12 protein-coding genes are annotated in these 18,524 nt (G+C 62.2%); 3 read left to right on the plus strand and 9 right to left on the minus strand.

Features of this window, described 5'->3' with window-relative positions; all coding sequences use genetic code 11:
- Nucleotides 1-12 precede the first annotated feature (12 nt).
- Nucleotides 13-1,590 (minus strand): sulfatase family protein, encoded by a 1,578-nt coding sequence (locus tag RZN05_RS15640; RefSeq protein WP_317227496.1) that lies wholly within the window; start codon nt 1,588-1,590, stop codon nt 13-15.
- Nucleotides 1,591-1,708: 118 nt separating this feature from the next.
- Between RZN05_RS15640 and RZN05_RS15645 the strand changes: the two genes are divergently transcribed.
- The 3 genes from RZN05_RS15645 to RZN05_RS15655 all read left to right on the plus strand — a co-directional run bounded on the left by RZN05_RS15645 (nt 1,709) and on the right by RZN05_RS15655 (nt 7,080).
- Nucleotides 1,709-4,459, plus strand: coding sequence for a TonB-dependent receptor (locus RZN05_RS15645; RefSeq protein ID WP_317227497.1), 2,751 nt, complete (start codon nt 1,709-1,711; stop codon nt 4,457-4,459).
- Nucleotides 4,460-4,599: 140 nt separating this feature from the next.
- Nucleotides 4,600-5,316 (plus strand): FadR/GntR family transcriptional regulator, encoded by a 717-nt coding sequence (locus tag RZN05_RS15650; RefSeq protein WP_394804829.1) that lies wholly within the window; start codon nt 4,600-4,602, stop codon nt 5,314-5,316.
- A 270-nt stretch (nt 5,317-5,586) separates the two neighbouring features.
- Nucleotides 5,587-7,080 (plus strand): sulfatase, encoded by a 1,494-nt coding sequence (locus RZN05_RS15655; RefSeq protein WP_317227499.1) that lies wholly within the window; start codon nt 5,587-5,589, stop codon nt 7,078-7,080.
- Nucleotides 7,081-7,123: 43 nt separating this feature from the next.
- Here the strand turns inward: RZN05_RS15655 and RZN05_RS15660 are convergent, their stop codons facing one another.
- From RZN05_RS15660 to RZN05_RS15695, 8 genes are all read right to left on the minus strand, one after another.
- Nucleotides 7,124-8,506: a sensor histidine kinase gene (locus tag RZN05_RS15660; protein ID WP_317227500.1), complete on the minus strand. Its 1,383-nt coding sequence runs from the start codon at nt 8,504-8,506 to the stop codon at nt 7,124-7,126.
- 656 nt (nt 8,507-9,162) lie between these two features.
- Nucleotides 9,163-9,561 carry a hypothetical protein gene (locus tag RZN05_RS15665; RefSeq protein WP_317227501.1) on the minus strand — a complete coding sequence of 133 codons (399 nt, stop codon included), beginning with the start codon at nt 9,559-9,561 and terminating at the stop codon, nt 9,163-9,165.
- Nucleotides 9,558-10,796, minus strand: coding sequence for a hypothetical protein (locus tag RZN05_RS15670; protein ID WP_317227502.1), 1,239 nt, complete (start codon nt 10,794-10,796; stop codon nt 9,558-9,560). The genes RZN05_RS15665 and RZN05_RS15670 overlap by 4 nt, the downstream gene beginning before the upstream one ends.
- A 9-nt stretch (nt 10,797-10,805) precedes the next feature.
- Nucleotides 10,806-12,899, minus strand: coding sequence for a GumC family protein (locus tag RZN05_RS15675; RefSeq protein ID WP_317227503.1), 2,094 nt, complete (start codon nt 12,897-12,899; stop codon nt 10,806-10,808).
- A 116-nt stretch (nt 12,900-13,015) separates the two neighbouring features.
- The gene (locus RZN05_RS15680) at nt 13,016-13,633 is read right to left on the minus strand and encodes a polysaccharide biosynthesis/export family protein (RefSeq protein WP_394804809.1); all 618 of its coding nucleotides are present in this window, start codon (nt 13,631-13,633) and stop codon (nt 13,016-13,018) included.
- Nucleotides 13,634-13,764: 131 nt separating this feature from the next.
- Nucleotides 13,765-15,150, minus strand: coding sequence for an O-antigen ligase family protein (locus tag RZN05_RS15685; RefSeq protein WP_317227505.1), 1,386 nt, complete (start codon nt 15,148-15,150; stop codon nt 13,765-13,767).
- A gap of 302 nt (nt 15,151-15,452) precedes the next feature.
- The gene (locus RZN05_RS15690) at nt 15,453-16,799 is read right to left on the minus strand and encodes an O-antigen polymerase (RefSeq protein ID WP_317227506.1); all 1,347 of its coding nucleotides are present in this window, start codon (nt 16,797-16,799) and stop codon (nt 15,453-15,455) included.
- Between the two features lie 101 nt (nt 16,800-16,900).
- Complete coding sequence (locus RZN05_RS15695) at nt 16,901-18,505, minus strand: hypothetical protein (protein WP_317227507.1); 1,605 nt, start codon at nt 18,503-18,505, stop codon at nt 16,901-16,903.
- Nucleotides 18,506-18,524: the final 19 nt, after the last annotated feature.

Raw genomic sequence — 18,524 nt, forward strand, 5'->3', positions numbered from 1 at the left:
CACTCCCCTTGGTCACGGACGGCTGCGGCCGCCCTTTTCTATTCTGTCGAGCCAGGCGGCGAGCATGCGCGCGCGATCGGACAGCTTGGCAGTCAGATCGACGGTTTCGCCGGGATCACGCGCGAGATCGTAGAGCTGGTCGCGTGGACTCGTGCCGATCGCGTTGCCGTGGAATTCGTGCGGGGCGACGCTGCCACGGATAAGCTTCCAGTCGCCGGCGCGGATCGCGAGGATGCGCTCGCCGCTGCTCGCCACCGTCGTGCCGGTGGTGACCATCAGCTTGGTGTCCTCGATCACATGGTCGCGCCCTCGCCCGGCCTTGCCGAGCAGCGCGTCGAGCATGTCGAGGCTGTCGACCGCCACGTCGCGCGGTAAGGGTTCGCCGACCAGCGCGGCCAAGGACGCGACCAGATCGACATGATCGACCAGCGCGCGCGAGACCTGCCCCGCGCGGACCTGACCGGGCCAGCAGGTGATCATCGGCACGCGGGTGCCACCTTCGTAGATCGCATATTTGCCGCTGCGATACGGCCCGGCCGGCTGGTGGTCGCCTGCCAGCTCGACTGCCTGGTCCTGATAGCCGTCAAACAGGATCGGGCCATTGTCGCTGCTGAAGACGATCAGCGTATCGTCGGCGATGCCCAGCGCGTCGAGCGTTGCCGTCAGCTGGCCCACCATCCAGTCGAGCTGAAGGATCGTGTCGCCGCGCGCGCCCATCCCGGACTTGCCGGCGAAGCGCGGATGCGGCGCGCGCGGCACGTGCGGCTCGTTGACCGCGAAATAGAGGAAGAAGGGGGCGTCCTTGTGCTGCTCGATATAGGTCGTCGCCTTGGCGAGCAGAAGGTCGCTCAGATCCTCGTCCTTCCAGCGCGCCGCCTTGCCCCCGGTCATGAAACCGATCCGCCCGATGCCATTGACGATCGCGTTCGAATGCTCGGCATCGCCGGCGACGTGGAGCTGGTCGGGGTTGTCGGCGCCGGTCGGCTCGTCGCCGATCCTTGTCTTGTAGTCCACTGCGATCGGATCGGCGGGATCGAGGTTCACGACGCGACGATTTTCGATCAGCACCGTCGGCACGCGATCGAGCGTGGCGGGCATGAAGAAACCATAATCGAAGCCGATGTCGAGCGGCCCGGGCGCGATCTCGCCGTTCCAGTCGACGGTGCCGTCGCCGAGCCCGAGATGCCATTTTCCCACCAGACCGGTGGCATAGCCCGCGCGCTTGAGCATCGCGGGCAGCGTGAACTTGCCGGGAGGGATCAGTGCGGGCGCGTCACCCGGCAGGATCTGGGTGCCCGAGGCGCGCCAGGCATAATCGCCCGTGAGCAAGGCATAGCGGGAAGGCGTGCAGGTCGCCGAGGGCGAATGCGCGTTCTCGAAGCGGGTGCCGCGCGCGGCGAGGCGGTCGAGATGGGGGGTACGCAGCCGCGTGGCACCGTAGCAGCTCAGATCGCCATATCCGAGATCGTCGGCATAGATGAGCAGGATGTTGGGGTTCTGCGGCGCGAAGGGCGCTGCGCGGGCATGCTGCGCCACCAGCGCGGCCGCGCCTGCCAGCAGAACTCTGCGGCGAGTGATCGCAGCCTTCACGCCCCTCTCCCCAAGCAAATCTTGTCGAAGGGCTAGAACGTGCCCTGTTGCAAACACGGATTAATATGATAATTAAAGCTCGTCAATTGTCATAACAATAACGGGGGAGGGTCTGGGAATGGCCAATCGTGATTTGGGTGCACTGCTGGTTTCGACGTCCGCATTCGCGCTGGTCCTGACACCGCTGAGCTCCGCGGCGCAGGACGTGCCCGAGGCGGAAACGGCGCGAGTCGAAGACGCTGGTGGCGAACATGACATCGTCGTCACCGCGATCCGCCAGAGCCTCGAGACCGCGCAGGCGATCAAGCAGGATGCCGACGAGATCGTCGATTCGATCGTTGCCGAGGATATCGGCAAGCTGCCCGACGTCACCGCATCCGAATCGCTGGCGCGCATCACCGGCGTCCAGGTGACCCGCAACGCCGGCATCGCGCAGGGCGTCACGCTGCGTGGCCTACCGGACCTGACCACCACCTATAATGGCCGCGAAGTGTTCACTGCCGAAGGCCGCTACGTCCAGCTTCAGGACTTCCCGTCGAACAGCATCGCGCGCATCGACGTGTTCAAGGCGGCGAGCGCCAATTTGCTCGAGCCGGGCCTTGCCGGCTTGATCGACGTGCGTTCGCGCCGCCCGCTCGATTTCAATGGCACGCGCATCGCCGGCGGCGTCGTCGGGCTGCATTGGTATCAGTCGCAGCGGCTCGGCGTGGAGGCGAACCTGCTCGCCAGCACGCGCTGGAACACCGGGATCGGCGAGATGGGTTTCCTGATCGAGGGCTCGTACGCCGACACCAAGTTCACCGATTCCGCGCGCAACGTCAGCCAGACGATCCTCAACCGGACCAATGTGCCGGGCTATGTCGGCACGGCGCTGCGCTACCCTTCGTTCGTCAACACCGACTATGGCGCCGGCACGCGCTTCCGTCCGAATGCGGCCGCCGCGTTCCAGTGGCGTCCGAGCCACACGCTGGAAATCTATCTCGATGGCCTGTTCCAGGGCTATCGCGGCAAGAACGAGGGCCGCAACTTCCAGGTCAATTCGGGCGACGCCGCGGTGCTCAGCAACGTCGTGTTGTTCGAGGGCACCAACCTGATCCGCAGCATGGACGCCAGCGCAGGCGGTGCCCCCACCGGCGCCCAGCAGGTCAACGATCAGTGGACCGACACCTATCAGGCCGGCGGCGGCTTCATCTGGAAGGACGGCAACCTGCGGATCACCGGTGACGCAGCGTTCACCGATTCGACTTTCACCAACCACAATTATGCGTTCAACTACACGCTGCCGACGCAGCCTGCCCGCCATTTCGAGTTCGACACCCCCGACGGTGTCGGCGGCGGCACGGTGACGCTGCTCAACAACTACAACCTGTTCAACCCGGCGCTCTATCGCTGGAACAACATCGTCGAGACCGGCAATCGCGGCCATGGCCGCGGGGTGCAGGCGCGTCTCGACGTCGATTACAAGCTGGGTGCGCTGGGCATCACCAACCTGCAGGCCGGCATCCGATACAGCACGCGCGATGCGGACAGCTATGTCTATAATCGCACCGATACGCCGCAGCCGACGAACCTGATCCGCTTCTTCCCTTCGCTGCCGCTCTCCTACGAAAATGCGGCGCGCGGCTTCCGCAACGACGAGGCCACCTCGCTGGTCACTTGGCTGACCCCGACGCGCGAGAGCCTGGTCGAGAATATCGACGCGCTGCGCGCGATTGCGAACCAGCCCGCTGGCCGCCCGTCCTGGGGCAACCCGGTCTACACAGGCAACGAGAAGACCTACACGGGGTATGTCCAGGCTCGGTACGAGTTCGACATCGGCGTGCCGATCGATGGTCTGGTCGGCATCCGCGCGACGCGAACCGAGAACACGCTCGACGGCGTCCGCGCAACAAGCGGGGCCGGCGCGAGCCAGGCAATCTCGCGCGAAAACGCCTATACCGATTTCCTGCCCAACGTCAGCGCGCGGATCCGCTTCCTGCCCGAGCTGCAGATGCGGCTGGCCTATACCAAGACGCGGACGCGGCCGGGCTTTGGTCAGCTCAATCCCTCGACGACGATCGGCGTGCTGCCGCCGATCTGCACGGTCGATCCGGCCAATCCGGATTCGGGGCCGAACAGCCCGGACTGCATCCGACCGGCTTCGGGCGGCAATCCGGACCTCAAGCCGATCGAATCGACCAATTACGATGCGTCGCTCGAATGGTATTTCAGCCGCAGCGGCTCGATCACCGTCGGCGCGTTCCGCAAGGACTTGAACGGCTTCATCAACACCTTCGTCACCGACGTGACCGATCCCGAATTCACGCGGCTTCGCGTCACGCGGCCGGAGAATGGCGGTAAGGGCATGGTCCAGGGCATCGAAGCCGGCGCCCGAACCTTCTTCCGCGCATCGTGGCTCCCCGATTGGCTCTCCAATTTCGGCGCGCTGGTGAACTACACCTATCTCGATCACGAAACCGAGCTGGCGCCCAGCCTCGCAGCAACGCTTCCGGGTAGACAGCGGATCGCCGGCATCTCCGACCACATCTTCAATGCCTCGGCGTTCTACGAGAACAAGGGGTTCTCGGCGCGGCTTTCGTATAATTACCGCTCGGACTTCGTCTCGGGCTATGGCCAGGTCGTCGATCCGGGCCTTGGCGCCGGCGTGCTCGGGCCGACGCTCCCAGTGCTCGAGGACGGCCGCGGCACGATGGATTTCGCGGCAACGCTGACTCCGATCGAGAACATCACGCTCTCGTTCAACGCCACCAACCTGCTCGGCGCCGCGGCGACCAATTCGCGCACCTTCAACGCCGCGGGGCAGAGCTATAGCTGGCAGACGCGCTTCCTCGAAAGCGTCTATCGCGTCGGCATCCGCTTCCGCCTCTGACCTCGACGAACCCAAGCGAAGGCGTGCCGCCCCACGGGGCTGCACGCCTTCTTCGTTCCCGTGTTCATCGGCGGACTTTTCGACTAGCAAAGGATCGCGCCCGGCGGGCGCCACTGAGGAAAAGCAATACGATGGCGACGATGGCGAAAGACGAGCTGGACAATACCGGCCAGTTTAGTCGGACGCTGACCATGGGCTTGGTCGATGCCGTCGGCAGCGCGATCGTGCGCGGCGAATATCAGGGCCGCTCCTTTCCCACCGAGGCGGATCTCAGCAAGGAGCACGGCATCAGCCGATCGGTCACGCGCGAGGCGATCAAGATGATCACCGCCAAGGGGCTGCTCGGCGCGCGGCCCAAGATCGGCACCTTCGTCCAGCCCGAGGAAAGCTGGAACCTGTTCGACATCGATGTGCTGCGCTGGCTGATGGAGCAGAAGCTGTCGAGCGGGCTGCTGCGCCAGTTCAACGAATTGCGCCTCACCGTCGAGCCCCAGGCGGCGGCCTGGGCGGCGCGGCGCGCGACGCCCGCGCAGGTCACCGCGATCCTCTCAGGGTTAACCCGCATGCGCGAGGCGGCGGAAGGCAATGGCGACCCGCTGCTCGCCGATATCGATTTCCACGTCGCGGTGCTGCGCGCGTCGGGCAACCCGTTCCTCTCGCAGTTCCGCGACATCGTCACCACTGCGCTGCACACTTCGATCCGCATCACCAACCGCCAGGCGGGGGGCAAGGCGTGCATCGACGATCACGCCGCGGTGTATAACGCGATCGCCGCGGGCAAGCCCGAGGCGGCGAGCGAGGCAATGGCTAAGCTCATCGACGACGTGCTCGACTATCTCGATCGCTCGCACGCCTAACCGCGCCGACCGGCACCTTTGATCATTAAAATGATTTATCTGCCAATATAGTCGTGTATTTATATGCTAAATATACGTCGGACCCGGAGCATGGTGCTCCGGAAATGGGAGAGTCAGATGCGACAGGGCAGTAGCAGGGCCGCGCTTCGGAGCACCGCCGCCGGGGTGTCGGGTTCGCGGCGCCGATTGACCGCCGCCTGTGCCGTCGCCACGATGCTGCTTTCAGCCGGTTGCACGACGATGCCCAACCGGGCCGCAACTCCGCAGCCCGTGCAAACCGCACCGATTGCCGAGCGGCCCAACGTGCTGCTGATCCTCGTCGACGACCTCAAGCCGGCAATCCGCGCGTTCGGCGATCCGACCGCGGTGACACCCAATATCGACCGGCTGACCGCGCGCGGCACGCGCTTCGAGCTCGCTTATGCCAACCAGTCGGTCTGCGCGCCGAGCCGGATGAACCTGATGACCGGCGCGCGATCGACCTCGAGCGGGATCTACGACTTCGGCCAGAATCTGCGCGACAATATGCCAGGCGCGGTGACGCTGCCGCAATATTTCATGGCCGCGGGCTATCGCGCCGAGAGCATCGGCAAGACCTTCCATATCGGTCACAACACCGTCGGCGATCCGCAGAGCTGGTCGGCCAAGCCGTACAAGGATCATGTCATCGAATATGTCTCGCCCGAGGGCAAGGCGATGGGCAAGACGCGTGAGGCCGCCCTGTTCAACGAGTTCGAGATCCCGAAGGGCGACATCTGGCCCTATGCGCGCTCGCTCGGCCGCGGCATCGCCTGGGAATCACCCGATGTCCCCGACGAAGCCTATGGCGACGGCCGCGTCGCCGCCAAGGCCGTAACTCGGCTCGGCGAGCTCAAGGCCTCGGGCCAGCCCTTCTTCCTCGCAGTGGGCTTTGCCCGCCCGCATCTGCCCTTCTCGGTGCCCAAGCGCTATTGGGACCTGTACGACCGCGCGCGGCTGCCGCTGCCGCGCTTCGAGCGCATGCCCGAAGGCGCCCCGGCCTTCGCCGGCAAAGTTGGCGGCGAGATCAATGCGTATTCGCCGATCGACGAGAAGGTTCGCGAGGCGGACTATCCCGAGGATCTCAAGCGCACGCTGATCCATGGCTATTATGCCGGGGTGAGCTATGTCGATGCGCAGATCGGCAAGCTGATGGCCGAGCTCGATCGCTCGGGACTCGCCAAGAACACGATCGTCGTGCTGTGGGGGGATCACGGGTATCATCTCGGCGACCACGCGATCTGGACCAAGCACACCAATTACGAGCAGGCGACGCACCTGCCCCTGGTCTTCGCCGGGCCCGGCATCGGCGCGGGCAAGGCGACCGCGCAGCCCGCCGAGACGGTAGACATCTATCCGACGCTCGCGGCGCTGGCGGGGCTTGGACGGCCAGCGGGCCCGCAGCCGATCGACGGGGCCGATCTCACGCCGGTGCTGAACGATCCGGCGGCGCGGGTGCGCGGCTATGCCTATCACGCCTATCCACGCCCCGGCCGCATCGGCCAGGCGATCCGCACCGAGCGCTACCGTCTGGTCCGCTGGACTCAGGAGGCGACCGGCGTGCGGGAGTACGAGCTGTACGATCTCGTCGCCGATCCGCTGGAAACGCGGAACATCGCTGCGCAGCAGGCCAGTGTCCGCGCGCAGCTCGACACCATTCTCGATGGCCAGCCCAAGCCGGTATCGACCGGCCTGCGCAAAGCACGGCACCGTGCAGCGCCGGGTTGGCAGGCACCAGCCAATTGACCCGGCGCGCTCCGCTGTAACGGCAGCGGAGCGTGCACGTCGACTATTCCACCCGGGGCAGGGTAAAGCTCAACGTCGCGCCGCGATCCGGATTGTTCCGCGCGGCGATGCTACCGCCATGGCTTTCGATAATGGTCTTTGAGAGCGAAAGGCCGATACCCATGCCCTCGGTCTTGGTGGTGACAAACGAGTCGAAGATCCGGCTGAGCACGTCCCGTGGGATGCCGGTACCCGAATCGCGGACTTGGCACTCGACATTCGTGTCCGAATCGGCCGTCGAGATCGCAATATGCGCTTCGGAGGTGTCCGACGCATCGAAGGCGTTCTGGAGGAAGTTCAGGATAACCTGCTGCAATTGGATGGGGTCGACATGCACGAGACCGCGCGATTGGAAATCGCACTCGACCTTAGCCTCGAAACGCCCCGTGCAGGCAATCGCGACCGCCTCGCGCACCACCGAATCGATCGCCACATCCTGGCGCGACGCGGGGCCCTTGACCGTCAGGTTGCGCAGCCTGCGGATTATGAATCCGGCGCGCAACGCGCTTGTCGTCGCGCCTTCGACACATTCGAGGATCTTCGGATCGACAGGTTTAGCGTGCGACATCATCTTCGCTGCGGAGAGGAAATTGCTGATCGCAGTGAGCGGCTGATTGAGTTCGTGCGCCAACGTCGAGGCGAGCAGGCCCATCGCATTGACTCGAGCGACATGGATCAGGTCGTTCTGCAGCGCATCTATACGACCCTGCGCGGCATGCGAGGCCGTCAGATCCGTGCCTTCGACGAGGATGCCGGTGATCGCGCCGGCATTGCCATGCATCGGCCGATAGATCAGATCGAGCAGTGCGCGCTTGGTGCCATCGCCGCGCGCCATGTCGAACTCGACGCGATGCCCGATGAACTCCTCACCCGTCGTGAACACGCGATCGAGGATCTCGACATAGCCTTGGCCGATTACCTCGGGAAACGCCTCGATCACCGTCTTGCCGACCACGTTGCGCTCGACAAGCTGGAGATAGGCGGTGTTGGCGAAGGTGTATCGGTGATCGGGCCCTTCCAGCACGGCGATCAGGTTCGATGTGTGTTGGAAATGGGCATATAACGTGCTGCGCTCGCCCCTGACGATCTCGCCGAGCCTCTGCCATTGCTGTGCCACGGGCGCGTCGGCGCCACGCCGCGCCTCATCCTTCCCGCAAAAGCTGAAAAAGGCATCGGGGATTTCGTAGTCGATGGCGCCGCTGCCGATGACGATGCTGTTCGGCACGCCGAGCATCGCCCAGTCGCGCTGCCCCTCCCCCGAGAGATATCCTATCGCGGCATGCCGATTATAGTCCCGGACGATCCGGGCCATGTCCCAACCGGACAGGATGCCGGGCAGTGCGACATTGGTGATGAGGCCCAGCGAGGGGGTACCGCGGAGCTTCATGATCGAAAGCCCATCTTCGCCGGTGGCAGCGGATTTGGCGGTAAACCCATGTGCCATGAGCTGACGACATATAGACTCTCTTACGACCGGGTCCGGATCAAGAACCAGGACTGCGTGCACGCTCACCTCGCTTTCGGCGAAATACATCGCGCAACTTAGATTAGCGCGAACAAAACGGACGGGAGACTAGCTTGGGAGTGGAAGGCAGATACGCGCACCGGCCAAAGAAGCTTGCCGGATCCCAAGAACGGCAACGTTATGAACAAGAATGCCTGATCATTGTTCCGATGCACCGGCGTGGCATTAGTAGCATTCGACAGCACGAGCTACGACCGACAGGAAAAAGGCACAAAACACCTCAAGATGACCTGAGGCGGTTCGGTTGTCGGTGCGCTAGTGCGGGAGCGGGAACTTTTGCTCTAATTTCAATGCCATAGGCTGGTTCGTCAAAGATCTAAGTTGCAACTCGATCTATGAGGTACCCCCAACTGTACAACCACAACCTTTTGGTAGTTGGCGGAAGACGTGCGGCTGCCGGTTGCGGCGCCCGAACACGTCGCCGCGGGGACCACCGCGGATACCAAGCGCCTTGCCTCACCGCCGAGCGGCCGGCGCGGCGTCGGGCGAAAGAAACCTTGCGCCGCAGAGCTACTGAATTAACGCCTACGGCTGTTTGTTGCCGCGCGAACCCGCTCGTCAGCGGCGGTGAAGGAAGCGTTCGGGTTACCGCGCGGATCGTAATTTTCGTCGATACGATTGCGAATGCGCGATTGAATACGATTTGGGACGCGGTTGCCCAACCGCGCCATCGGAACGATTCTCGCCGCCTCCGCCGCACTTGACCGCGTTTGCCGCTGCCCCACGCGCCCTGCAGCCGCATCCGGCACCACTGGTTGCGGCAAGACTATGTTGTCACCGCTGTCCTGTGCCGAGGAAAGGGGCACGGTCTGCGCATTCACCTGGAGCGATCCGAAGCCCCCCAGGACCGGAATGAGGAACAGCACAATGCGCCAATAGCGACTGGGCCTGCCAAAGCTCGCTGCTACGATCTTCATAGTGGGCGCAATAGCACATGTTCGATCTGGCCGGACACCCCGGACACGGCGCTCGACGGCCGAACGATCAAACGAAGAACTTGTGCGGGGCAGGACTTATCCACGGTAAAGGCGCCGGCAAAGCGGCCATTGTCTTGCGACGCATTAGGTACTGCTACGCGTCCCAACTCGCGCCCATCCGTACAGATGAGAACCCAGTACGGCGCGGATTGCGGCGTTTGCCCGATAACCGTGCTACGTCCCGCCAGTTGATACCGGCCAGGCGGCAGCAGTTGAAGCTGCTCCAGCACAATGCCGCCGACTGTAGAAGGCGCGGAAAAGTCGAAGACGCCGCTCTTATCGGTGCGCTGGATGGTGGCGGTGAGGCCGAAGTCACTCATCCGCGGCGTCCAGTCGAAGGCGGTCGGCGCATCGAGTTGTTGCTCGAATTCCGCGTCGCGCGATTGGCGGCGATCCGCAGACGAACGAAGCGTCTGATAATATGCCCAGGCATCATTGAAAGCGTTGGCGGCGACGAGCGCATTAACCACCCCCGCCCGATCGACTTCCGGGACCGTGATCCGATTTGCGACCAGTAAGCGGAAGAAGTGCGCCGTGCGCCGCGGGTCCGGCCCCGACGTGCTCAGATACCGGATGAATGCTTCTCCCCACAGGGGGCGCCTAGCGAGGGTCGGCACCAGCACCTTGAAGATTGCAGGGTCGGAAACGGCGCCAGCGAGTACCGGAAACAGGAGATCAAAGGCTGGGGGCGACGTCCGGAGTGCAATGTCGTAGTGCCGGATCGCTAAGGGAACGTCGTCATGTCGAACCGCGTCCTCGATCAGCCAGAGCTGGGTCAGAAGCTCTCGGCGAGAGAGCGCGTCCGAATGGACGAATAGCTTTTTTGCCTCTGCCGATCTGCCGCGAAGCTCTGCATCGAACGCCAATGTCGCGACCGCTGGCACTGCAAGTGGTTCATCAACGAGCGAGTCCCAAGCAATCCGGGCGGCTTTGTCGCGCTGAGCAGGCCCGCCATCGGCTGCCCAAAGCCTGTAGGCGAGCAAGGCACCGATACGTCCGTCGGACGGTGCGATTGCATACGCTTTTTCCGGCGAGCCCTTCGCCATCGCATAGCCCAGTGATTGCGTGATCGACAGGTAGCCGAGAGCGATCGCGATGGCCGCGATACCGCCGCGCAATACCCAGCTGCGATTCGATCGCGATTGTTTATTGCGGGCGGCAGTGCGGCGTCTCACAAAAGATCCCTAGCTCGTCTTCTCGCGGCCATAGCTATAGCCGTATTCGTAGCCGTAGCCGTAATGCGCTTTGCGAGCTTCGAACTTGGTGAGAACGCCGCCGAGGATGTGCGCATTGGCCGCCACCAACCGAGAAAGTGCAGTCTTGACGAGGCTCGAGCGGATCCCGTGCGATTCGACGGCGTAAACGACGCCTTCGACCCGACTGGCAATCAGCGGTGCATCGGCGAGGCCCATCACCGGCGGACTATCGATCACGACATGGTCGTAGACCTCCAGCAGACGCGCCAGCAATATCTTGAGGCGATCACCGGTCAGCAATTCCGCGGCGTTGGGCGGGATCGGCCCCGCCGACATGCCCGTGAAGCCCAGATCTCGCATCTCGAAGGTGAGTTGCGAAATGTCGTCCTGGCCCGCCAGGAAGTTGCTGAGGCCCCTCTCATGGCCCACGCCGCCCAAGTGGTGGACCGAGGGCGAACGCATATCGCCATCAACGAGGATGACCTTCTTCTGTGCCCTGGCTAGCATAGTCGCGATCGCGAGGGAGGTCGTGGACTTGCCCTCAGCGGGTCGCGTCGACGTGACCGCAAGCGACCGAGGGACGCCATGCGCGGTGGTGAAGCCGAGGCTCGTCTGGATGGCGAGATAGGCATCGACGAGCTCGGACTTGCGATCGAGCAGTGCGTCGCGAGGCTCGACGTCAACGACCTTGGGGACCGATCCCAGCAACGGCAGCCCGAGCCGTCGCTCGACTTCCACCGGATCCGCTATCGCTTCGTCCATCTGCTCTAGCGCGAAGGCAAGCCCAGTGCCCACAGCGACGCCCGCCAGCAAGGCCACCAGTAGATTGACGAGGAGGCGCGGACTGGATGGCTTCTGAGGGATATCCGCCGGATCGACGACAGCGACGTTGTTCGTACCGACGCCACCCGCGACACCGATCTCCTTGAAGCGCTGCAAGAGGCCGTCATACAAAGCGCGGTTGGTGTCGACCTCCTGCTGGTAGATGTTGTACTGGATGCTGCGGCGGCGCAGGTCGAGGTAATTGCCCTTCAATTGCTCGACGCGCGAGCGCAGCGAGTTCTCGCGCGCTTGTGCTTGGCTGTATTCAGCCTGGATGGAGCCGGAAACCCGGCCCTCCTCGCGCGCGATCGCGCGATCGAGCTGCGCGATCTGGGATTGGAGCGCGCGGGCAGTCGGGTAGCCGGGCTCGAATTGCACCATCAGGCGCTCATGTTCCGCCGCAGCCTCGGCGCGGCGCTGGCGAAGCGCGTTAATCGCTTGATTGCGCAAGGCTTCGCTGGACTGCCCGCCGCGTCCCGCCTGACGAACCCTCGCTTCAGCGTCGATCCGCGCAGCCGTCGCCTGCGACAGCGCCGTGTTCATCGCTGCCAGATCGTCGGCGATGATCGAGCGTTCTTGCGTAGAATTCTCGCCGCTTCCTTGGCTTGGCAGGTTGATGATGCGCTGCTGCTCCGCATAGGTGACGAGTTGCCGCTGTGAGTCGTCCAGGCGTTCCTTCGCCTGCCCAAGCTCGCGCTGCAGCAGGTTGCGGCCATAGGAGGTAGCCTGGACCTTGCGTTCGAGATTGGTCTGAACGAAGTTCTCCGCCCAGACGTTGGCCACGCGCGCCGAGAACTCGGCGTCGGGACTTGTGACGTTTATCTTGGCAAGCCGCGAAAGCCGCGTGGGATCGATGCTCACATGATCAAGGAGGACCTCGCCCGCGATCCGCTGGCGGGTTGCACGGCCCGCGGCGGCGTATCGGCCGTTTACTTCCTGGAATGCGGGATCATCTTGATTGACGCCGAAACGATCGAAGAAAAGCTTATCATCGACCAGTCGCAATTGCGTCGCCACGCGTTCGGCCAGAGTGCGCGAGCGCAGCAGGCCGTACTGAGTTTGATAGAACTCCTGATCGGCGAGGCTGGTTTCGCGCTCGACGCCTTGGAAATTCGTCACCTGATTGGACTCGCGCGAAATCTCGAGCGTTAAAGTCGCCGTGTATTTCGGCGTCATCAAAAGGGTGAGTATCAGACCCAGGATCACGCAGGCCACGATCGAACCAAGGATCACGTAGCGCCAGCGCATCACTATACGCATATACTGGCGGATGATGGGCAGGGTCTCGCTGGAAGCTGAATTATCCGCAGGGATCAAGGACGCAGGCTGCGCAGCTAGACGAAGATTCGGACTGACGGGATTCATTGTTGTAGGCCTTACTGCAGCACTGCAATCAGCGGCGCCGCGATGAGCGGCGATAGCGACACGAGATCACGGAAAAGCCGGCGCTGCGGCGAGTCTCCAACGATGATGACATCGTTTGCGTACACCGCGGGATCGTCATACGCGCCGCGGCGAATGGCAGCGACATTGTAGAGGCCGGCCATGCGCCGCCCGTCCACGGTACGCAGGATCACGACATCATCCTGACGCGCGAATTCGGACATGCCCTTGGCCGACGCAATCACGCGCATAAGCGTCATCTGGTTGGTTACGGGATAGAGGCCGGGCTCGACCACCTGACCGTCGATGGTGACGACCTGACTTACCGAGCTCTTGATGTTGATCGTCACTTGCGGATCGCGAACGTAGCGCGCGCGCAATCTCGTCTCGATCACTTGCGCGAGTTCCTGCGCCGTCGTCCCGCGTGCATCGATCGTGCCGGCCAACGGCATCGCGATACGCCCGCTGGCGTCGACCTGCATCTCGCGGCTGAGATCGGATATTCCGAACACGTCGACTTCAATGGTATCGAGCGGACCGATCAAGGCCGGGCGATCGGCAGCCGTCAGGTCTCCCCGCCCGGGAGCAGGAAGCGCAGAACTGCCCTCCACAACGGAGAGGCTTCCGCTAGACCGGATAGGCTCCGGCCGGCCGCAACCTGAGACCGCGAGCGAAAGGCACACAACTATAATCGGAAGACGCATACGCGAAAGAAATCCGCCAAATAAGGAAACCCCGCGTTCTATAGGTCTCGATGTTGCGCTGGTAAAGCCGCGAGCACCTTCGACGAAGCCCCCCGCGCGAGCCAAACCGCAGCGACGACAACGAATGCCATGAAGGTGGGAGTCCGCACTGGATAATCAAACGCGCTCGCCGCAAATATCAGCAGCAAAATGGCGGAACCCAGTCGTGCGAGCATCACCGGTTCGCCGGGAGCTGCGCGCCAGGCGCGAACGCTTGCAACCAGCCACCATCCGAGCGCAGCTCCCAGAAGCATGAGCGCGGGCAACCCACCGTCGAGAACGATCCCGAGAAAATCGTTATGCGCCTGATTGAAGTAGGTCGGCTTCAGCAATGCGAGCGGCTCGTGGATGCGGAACAAGGAGTCGAAGCCACCGAACCCCGAGCCTAACGGGAAATACAGCTTGATCATCGAAACGATCGTCGGCATCGCGCGGGTCCGCAGATCCTCGTCGGCGTCAAGGATGATCAGACGGTTGATCGAAACGGCTCGATCGGCGGCAACGCTTAGCCAAATGAGCCCGGCGATCACTGCTACCGCCACTGCCAGCAGTGCTGGGAACACCCATTTAGGAGCTTGCCCCAAGCGCCGCTGCAATCTGCGGCCCACCAGCATCGCCGCTAGGACAAGGGCCAGCACGCCGAGAAGCACGCCACTGCGCGATCCGGTCGCCAGGATCATCAGCACGAATAGGAGAACGAGGCCGATGGCGGTGGGGCCCCGCCACTTGAGCGCTTCTCTGTCCTGGAAGGCCCATACCGGCGCGAGCAGGCAGCCGATCGCGAGCAGCAGCGCGAAGTGATTGCGATTGGCGAAGATTCCGCTGACCAGCCCCGGCGTTTCGTTGATGAGCGGATTATTGAAGCGCGCGCCGGAGAACTGCAGGAGGCCGACGAGCATCGCGGACACGATCATCGCGAGGAAGATCGTCGGCAACCATTGGCGCTCCTTTTGACCGAGTTGCGCAAGGAGGAGCAGCATCGCCACAGGTACCACCAGTGCCGCCAACGCATTGCGCGTCGCCCCCGGTGTCATCGTCCATGGGCGCCAAGGCGGAGACGCTGTGCCGGGTAGCAGGAGGATATCCCGGCCAGGCAGAGCCTGCCACCATGATGGCGGCAGCGGGATCAACTGTAGCAGCGGCAGGGCGATGGTCGCGAGCAGGAGCAACGCCACCGGCCAGGCCGGGCCGAAATCCGGACGTCGTCCGGCGAGCACTGCGGCGGCGATAATCGCCCATGCGGCGCCCCGAACCACGACCTGACCGAGGGCATCCCCTCGCGATGCACCGCCGGCAAACCAGAGAACGGTTAGCAAGAGGAGTATCAAGGTCTGTGGCGCAACAGCGCCCAGGTCGGGCTGTCTCAGGGAACGTGCGAACGACATCGTTCGGGGGTAATCGATTGCCGGGACGAAGGGAAGCACACCCCCTCTCACGGCGGCGGTATGGCTGGTCGCATTCTTAGGTAGTTGGCTTAGGCCCCGCCTTCAGATCCTCGAGGCCCGCCTGCGCCGCTTTTCGCGATTTTCCGACTGACTGGAAATCCCGGGACAGGGGCGCGTGCGATGCTTGCGACCGCTGCATTGCCGTCCGGATGGCGCCCAGTCGGCGCGCTTCCTGGGCGGGGCCTCCATGATAGCGCCCTCGCCTATGCAGCGAGAATCGCGACATCGACTCAGAGATCAACCTAGCTTGTGGCGACCGCGGGCGTCGACTGCCTGTTCGCTCTCCGGGCGAAACGCTCGTTGTTCACCAGCAGCAATACGCCGATGATCCCGAAGGTCGGATACATGCTGCTCCATACCAAGATGCTGATCAAAAAAGACGTATAAACAAAACCGCAGAACACAACGTAAAAAGCCACACTCCAGGAGGCTCTACCATTACGCATCAAACTTACGAATATAAGGTTACTTGCAAATCCTGCAAGATACATAAAAACGACAGAGCCTGCCAAACTAAAATCAGTTATAAGTCCGCGAAATATCGTATAGATATTCGTCTGTAGAAACCAGCTATATTGAAAATACTCGTCATAATAACCTGGAGGAACCACCTTCGTCGACCCCAGAGCCTTAAAAAGCGACATGAATGTAAAGAAACCACCTGTCATTTCGTCGCTGGCATAAAAGACATGGGAATCGAAACCGATATACCAGCTAAACCAATCAGAAAATGCATATATGTGCGCGGAGGAATAACTAACGAAGTTTCTGTACAGCGAAGAAGACAATTCGACCATGGCCGCGTCTTCATATAGCCCCCGCGACATAAACGAGATCGTCACGAAGGGCAAAAGCACCGCGAATCCGAGAGATGCACGGCTTATCGTGGCGATATCAATCAGTCGATTGTCGCCCGCGCGTAATCGGCGCACCAAGTAGCCGCCATAGAAAATCGCGATGCATAGGAAGATCGTGCCTTTTGCTCCGGCAATCGTCATCAAGGCGAGTGAAGGCGCCATCGCCAGAGAAAGGATGCGCAACTTGCCGAGCAGCGTTCGATAGCCGGGGAACACCAGCCCCCCCAAGCCCACGGTAACGTATGTCGAGATATTGGAGATCTGCGCGAAGATATTCTCGACCGTGGATTCCGTATATCGGTCGACGATGAGGGCGCTCGACGTTTCAAAAAAGTTTGTGGACAATGCGGACAGCGTCACACCTTGAATAGAAAGGTGTACGGTAAGCGCTACCGCTGAAACACAAGCGAATATATAAAATGAAACCCGCAGAAGAGCACTATCGAACGGAGAAGAATCTTCGGCGTGCGTGGCGACTTTAATATTTTTCCATTTGGTACCGAACACCGGAATCGAAAATACGACACTCATCACAAGTATGTATAGAATCGCTAACGGGTTTACCGGTACGGAGAACGCCACCAGAAGCGGTATGAACGTCAAAAAGAACCAACCGACGCACCATATGCAGGCTGGCGTCAACCAAGTACCCGAAACCTTCCGAGCCACATAGCCTACATACAATATGCCGCCGCTCAAAAGGATACTTACTAATTTTAGAGTCAATTCCATCGCGATTCGCTTTTAAGTTGGTCGCTCGCCGGGACTTCTGATGCTGCCGGGGCAGCAGATGGCTATGGCTTGGAGGCCTGATCGAGAATGAGCAAGGTACATCAATGCCCGGACTTGGCGCGGCGTTCAACCGCTTCCAGTCGCGCAGCTCCCCCGAGTTCGAGCGTGGGGACAGTGCCTTGCGTGCGGATCGGGTCAAGGACCAGGTAGCGCACGAAAGCGTTGATATAGACGGGTTTTACTGCCCTGGTGCGATCGCTTGCCTGGACCGACCCACCGCCCAACGTCAGCATGGTTATGGGCTGAAGCGTTCCCGTGTGCTCGACCGCATCTCCGGCCGCTATAGCCATCGTACTCGAGGGAGACAATCCGGTCCATGTATTACGGACAATCGACACGCGCCCAATTCCCGCCTGAGCAGTGGTGCGTATAAAGCTGCCGAACGTCAGTCCGCGGCCCTGATTGTCGGCTGCAACGATCGCATCGTGTCGGGCCTTGCCGCTGGCGCCGCCGGTTATGACGACGAAGGCGCTCGTGACGATTGATCCTGACTTGTTGACCGAATTTCGTGAGATCCGAACGTCCTGCTGAGCGAATTCGGACGCTATCTGTACGGCAACCTTGAAGTTTAGACCCGGAACCGAACGGATCGCCGTGTCATCGAACGTGAAGGTGTTGCCACTGATGGTGGTTTGCCTGATGTCCTTCGCGGATGAGCGATCGTGATAGAAGTCCACGCCGTAGAACACTGTCCGGAATTCGCTGTCCTTTATCGTCGTGCCGGCGGTGACGGCTGTGTAGTTGTTCGCGACCCATATTCCGCGGATCATGTTGACGAACTTGCAGTCGCTGATGATCTGCCGCGAGCCATGGACCTCATAGGCCGTATTGACACCGGTGGGACCGAATGGCGCTACGTTGGCGAAGGTGCACCCGGTTGTCTTCACGCCTTCCGCGTAAGCGAATATTGAGGAATGGTCGTCGGTGTCCATTCCGTTGTCGAGGAAACGGCAGCGCTCCAGTGTCCAGTCCCGGCCGAGCACCGCGCGACTGTCGGCAGTCTGGCCCATCACGATGCAGGAGACCCCGTTCGAGTCCCGGAACACGGAATCGGTGATTCGAGCGCGATCGACCCGGGCCGCCGCCTGCCCGCTGCCGCCCGAGACAAAGATATGCGCCTGAGGGAGACGATTGTAGATGCCTTGCGCCCGTTCCGGGCTGATAGGATTGTTCCGGCCGTTCATGTCGAGGATCAGGCCTTTGAACTCGATGTCGGCGATTGGCGTGTGGGTGGCGAACATGGCCATCGCTCGCGGCTTCTGGTCACTCGAGAAGCCGGGCATCATCCGCAGCAAGGCGCCCGCTTCACCGTGCAAGCGCATTCCCGAAACCATCCGCACGGCAGCCAGACACGGAAAGGTATCGGCATGGGTGAGCGCGTGACGCGCGCTCAACTGATATTCTCCTCGTGGCAGCCAGACGAGGCTATCCGCTTGGATCGCTGCGGCAATCGCGCGCTCCAAACCAGCGCCGCAATCGAAGCTGCTCCGTCCTTCGGCGATCCGGCGATGCTCGCTCGAGGGTAGGAAATCGAGGATAGAGACGGGTTGGCGCGGTGCGCCTTTGCAGGCAGCAGAGCCGAACAGGGCTGCGGACGCGCCCGCGCCCAGAAGTTCGCGCCGGCCTATTGGAAAGTCGATTTTCATTCGCACAATCCGCACAATC

It is taken from the genome of Sphingomonas sp. HF-S4 (assembly GCF_032911445.1).
Taxonomy (GTDB): Bacteria; Pseudomonadota; Alphaproteobacteria; order Sphingomonadales; family Sphingomonadaceae; genus Sphingomonas; species Sphingomonas agrestis.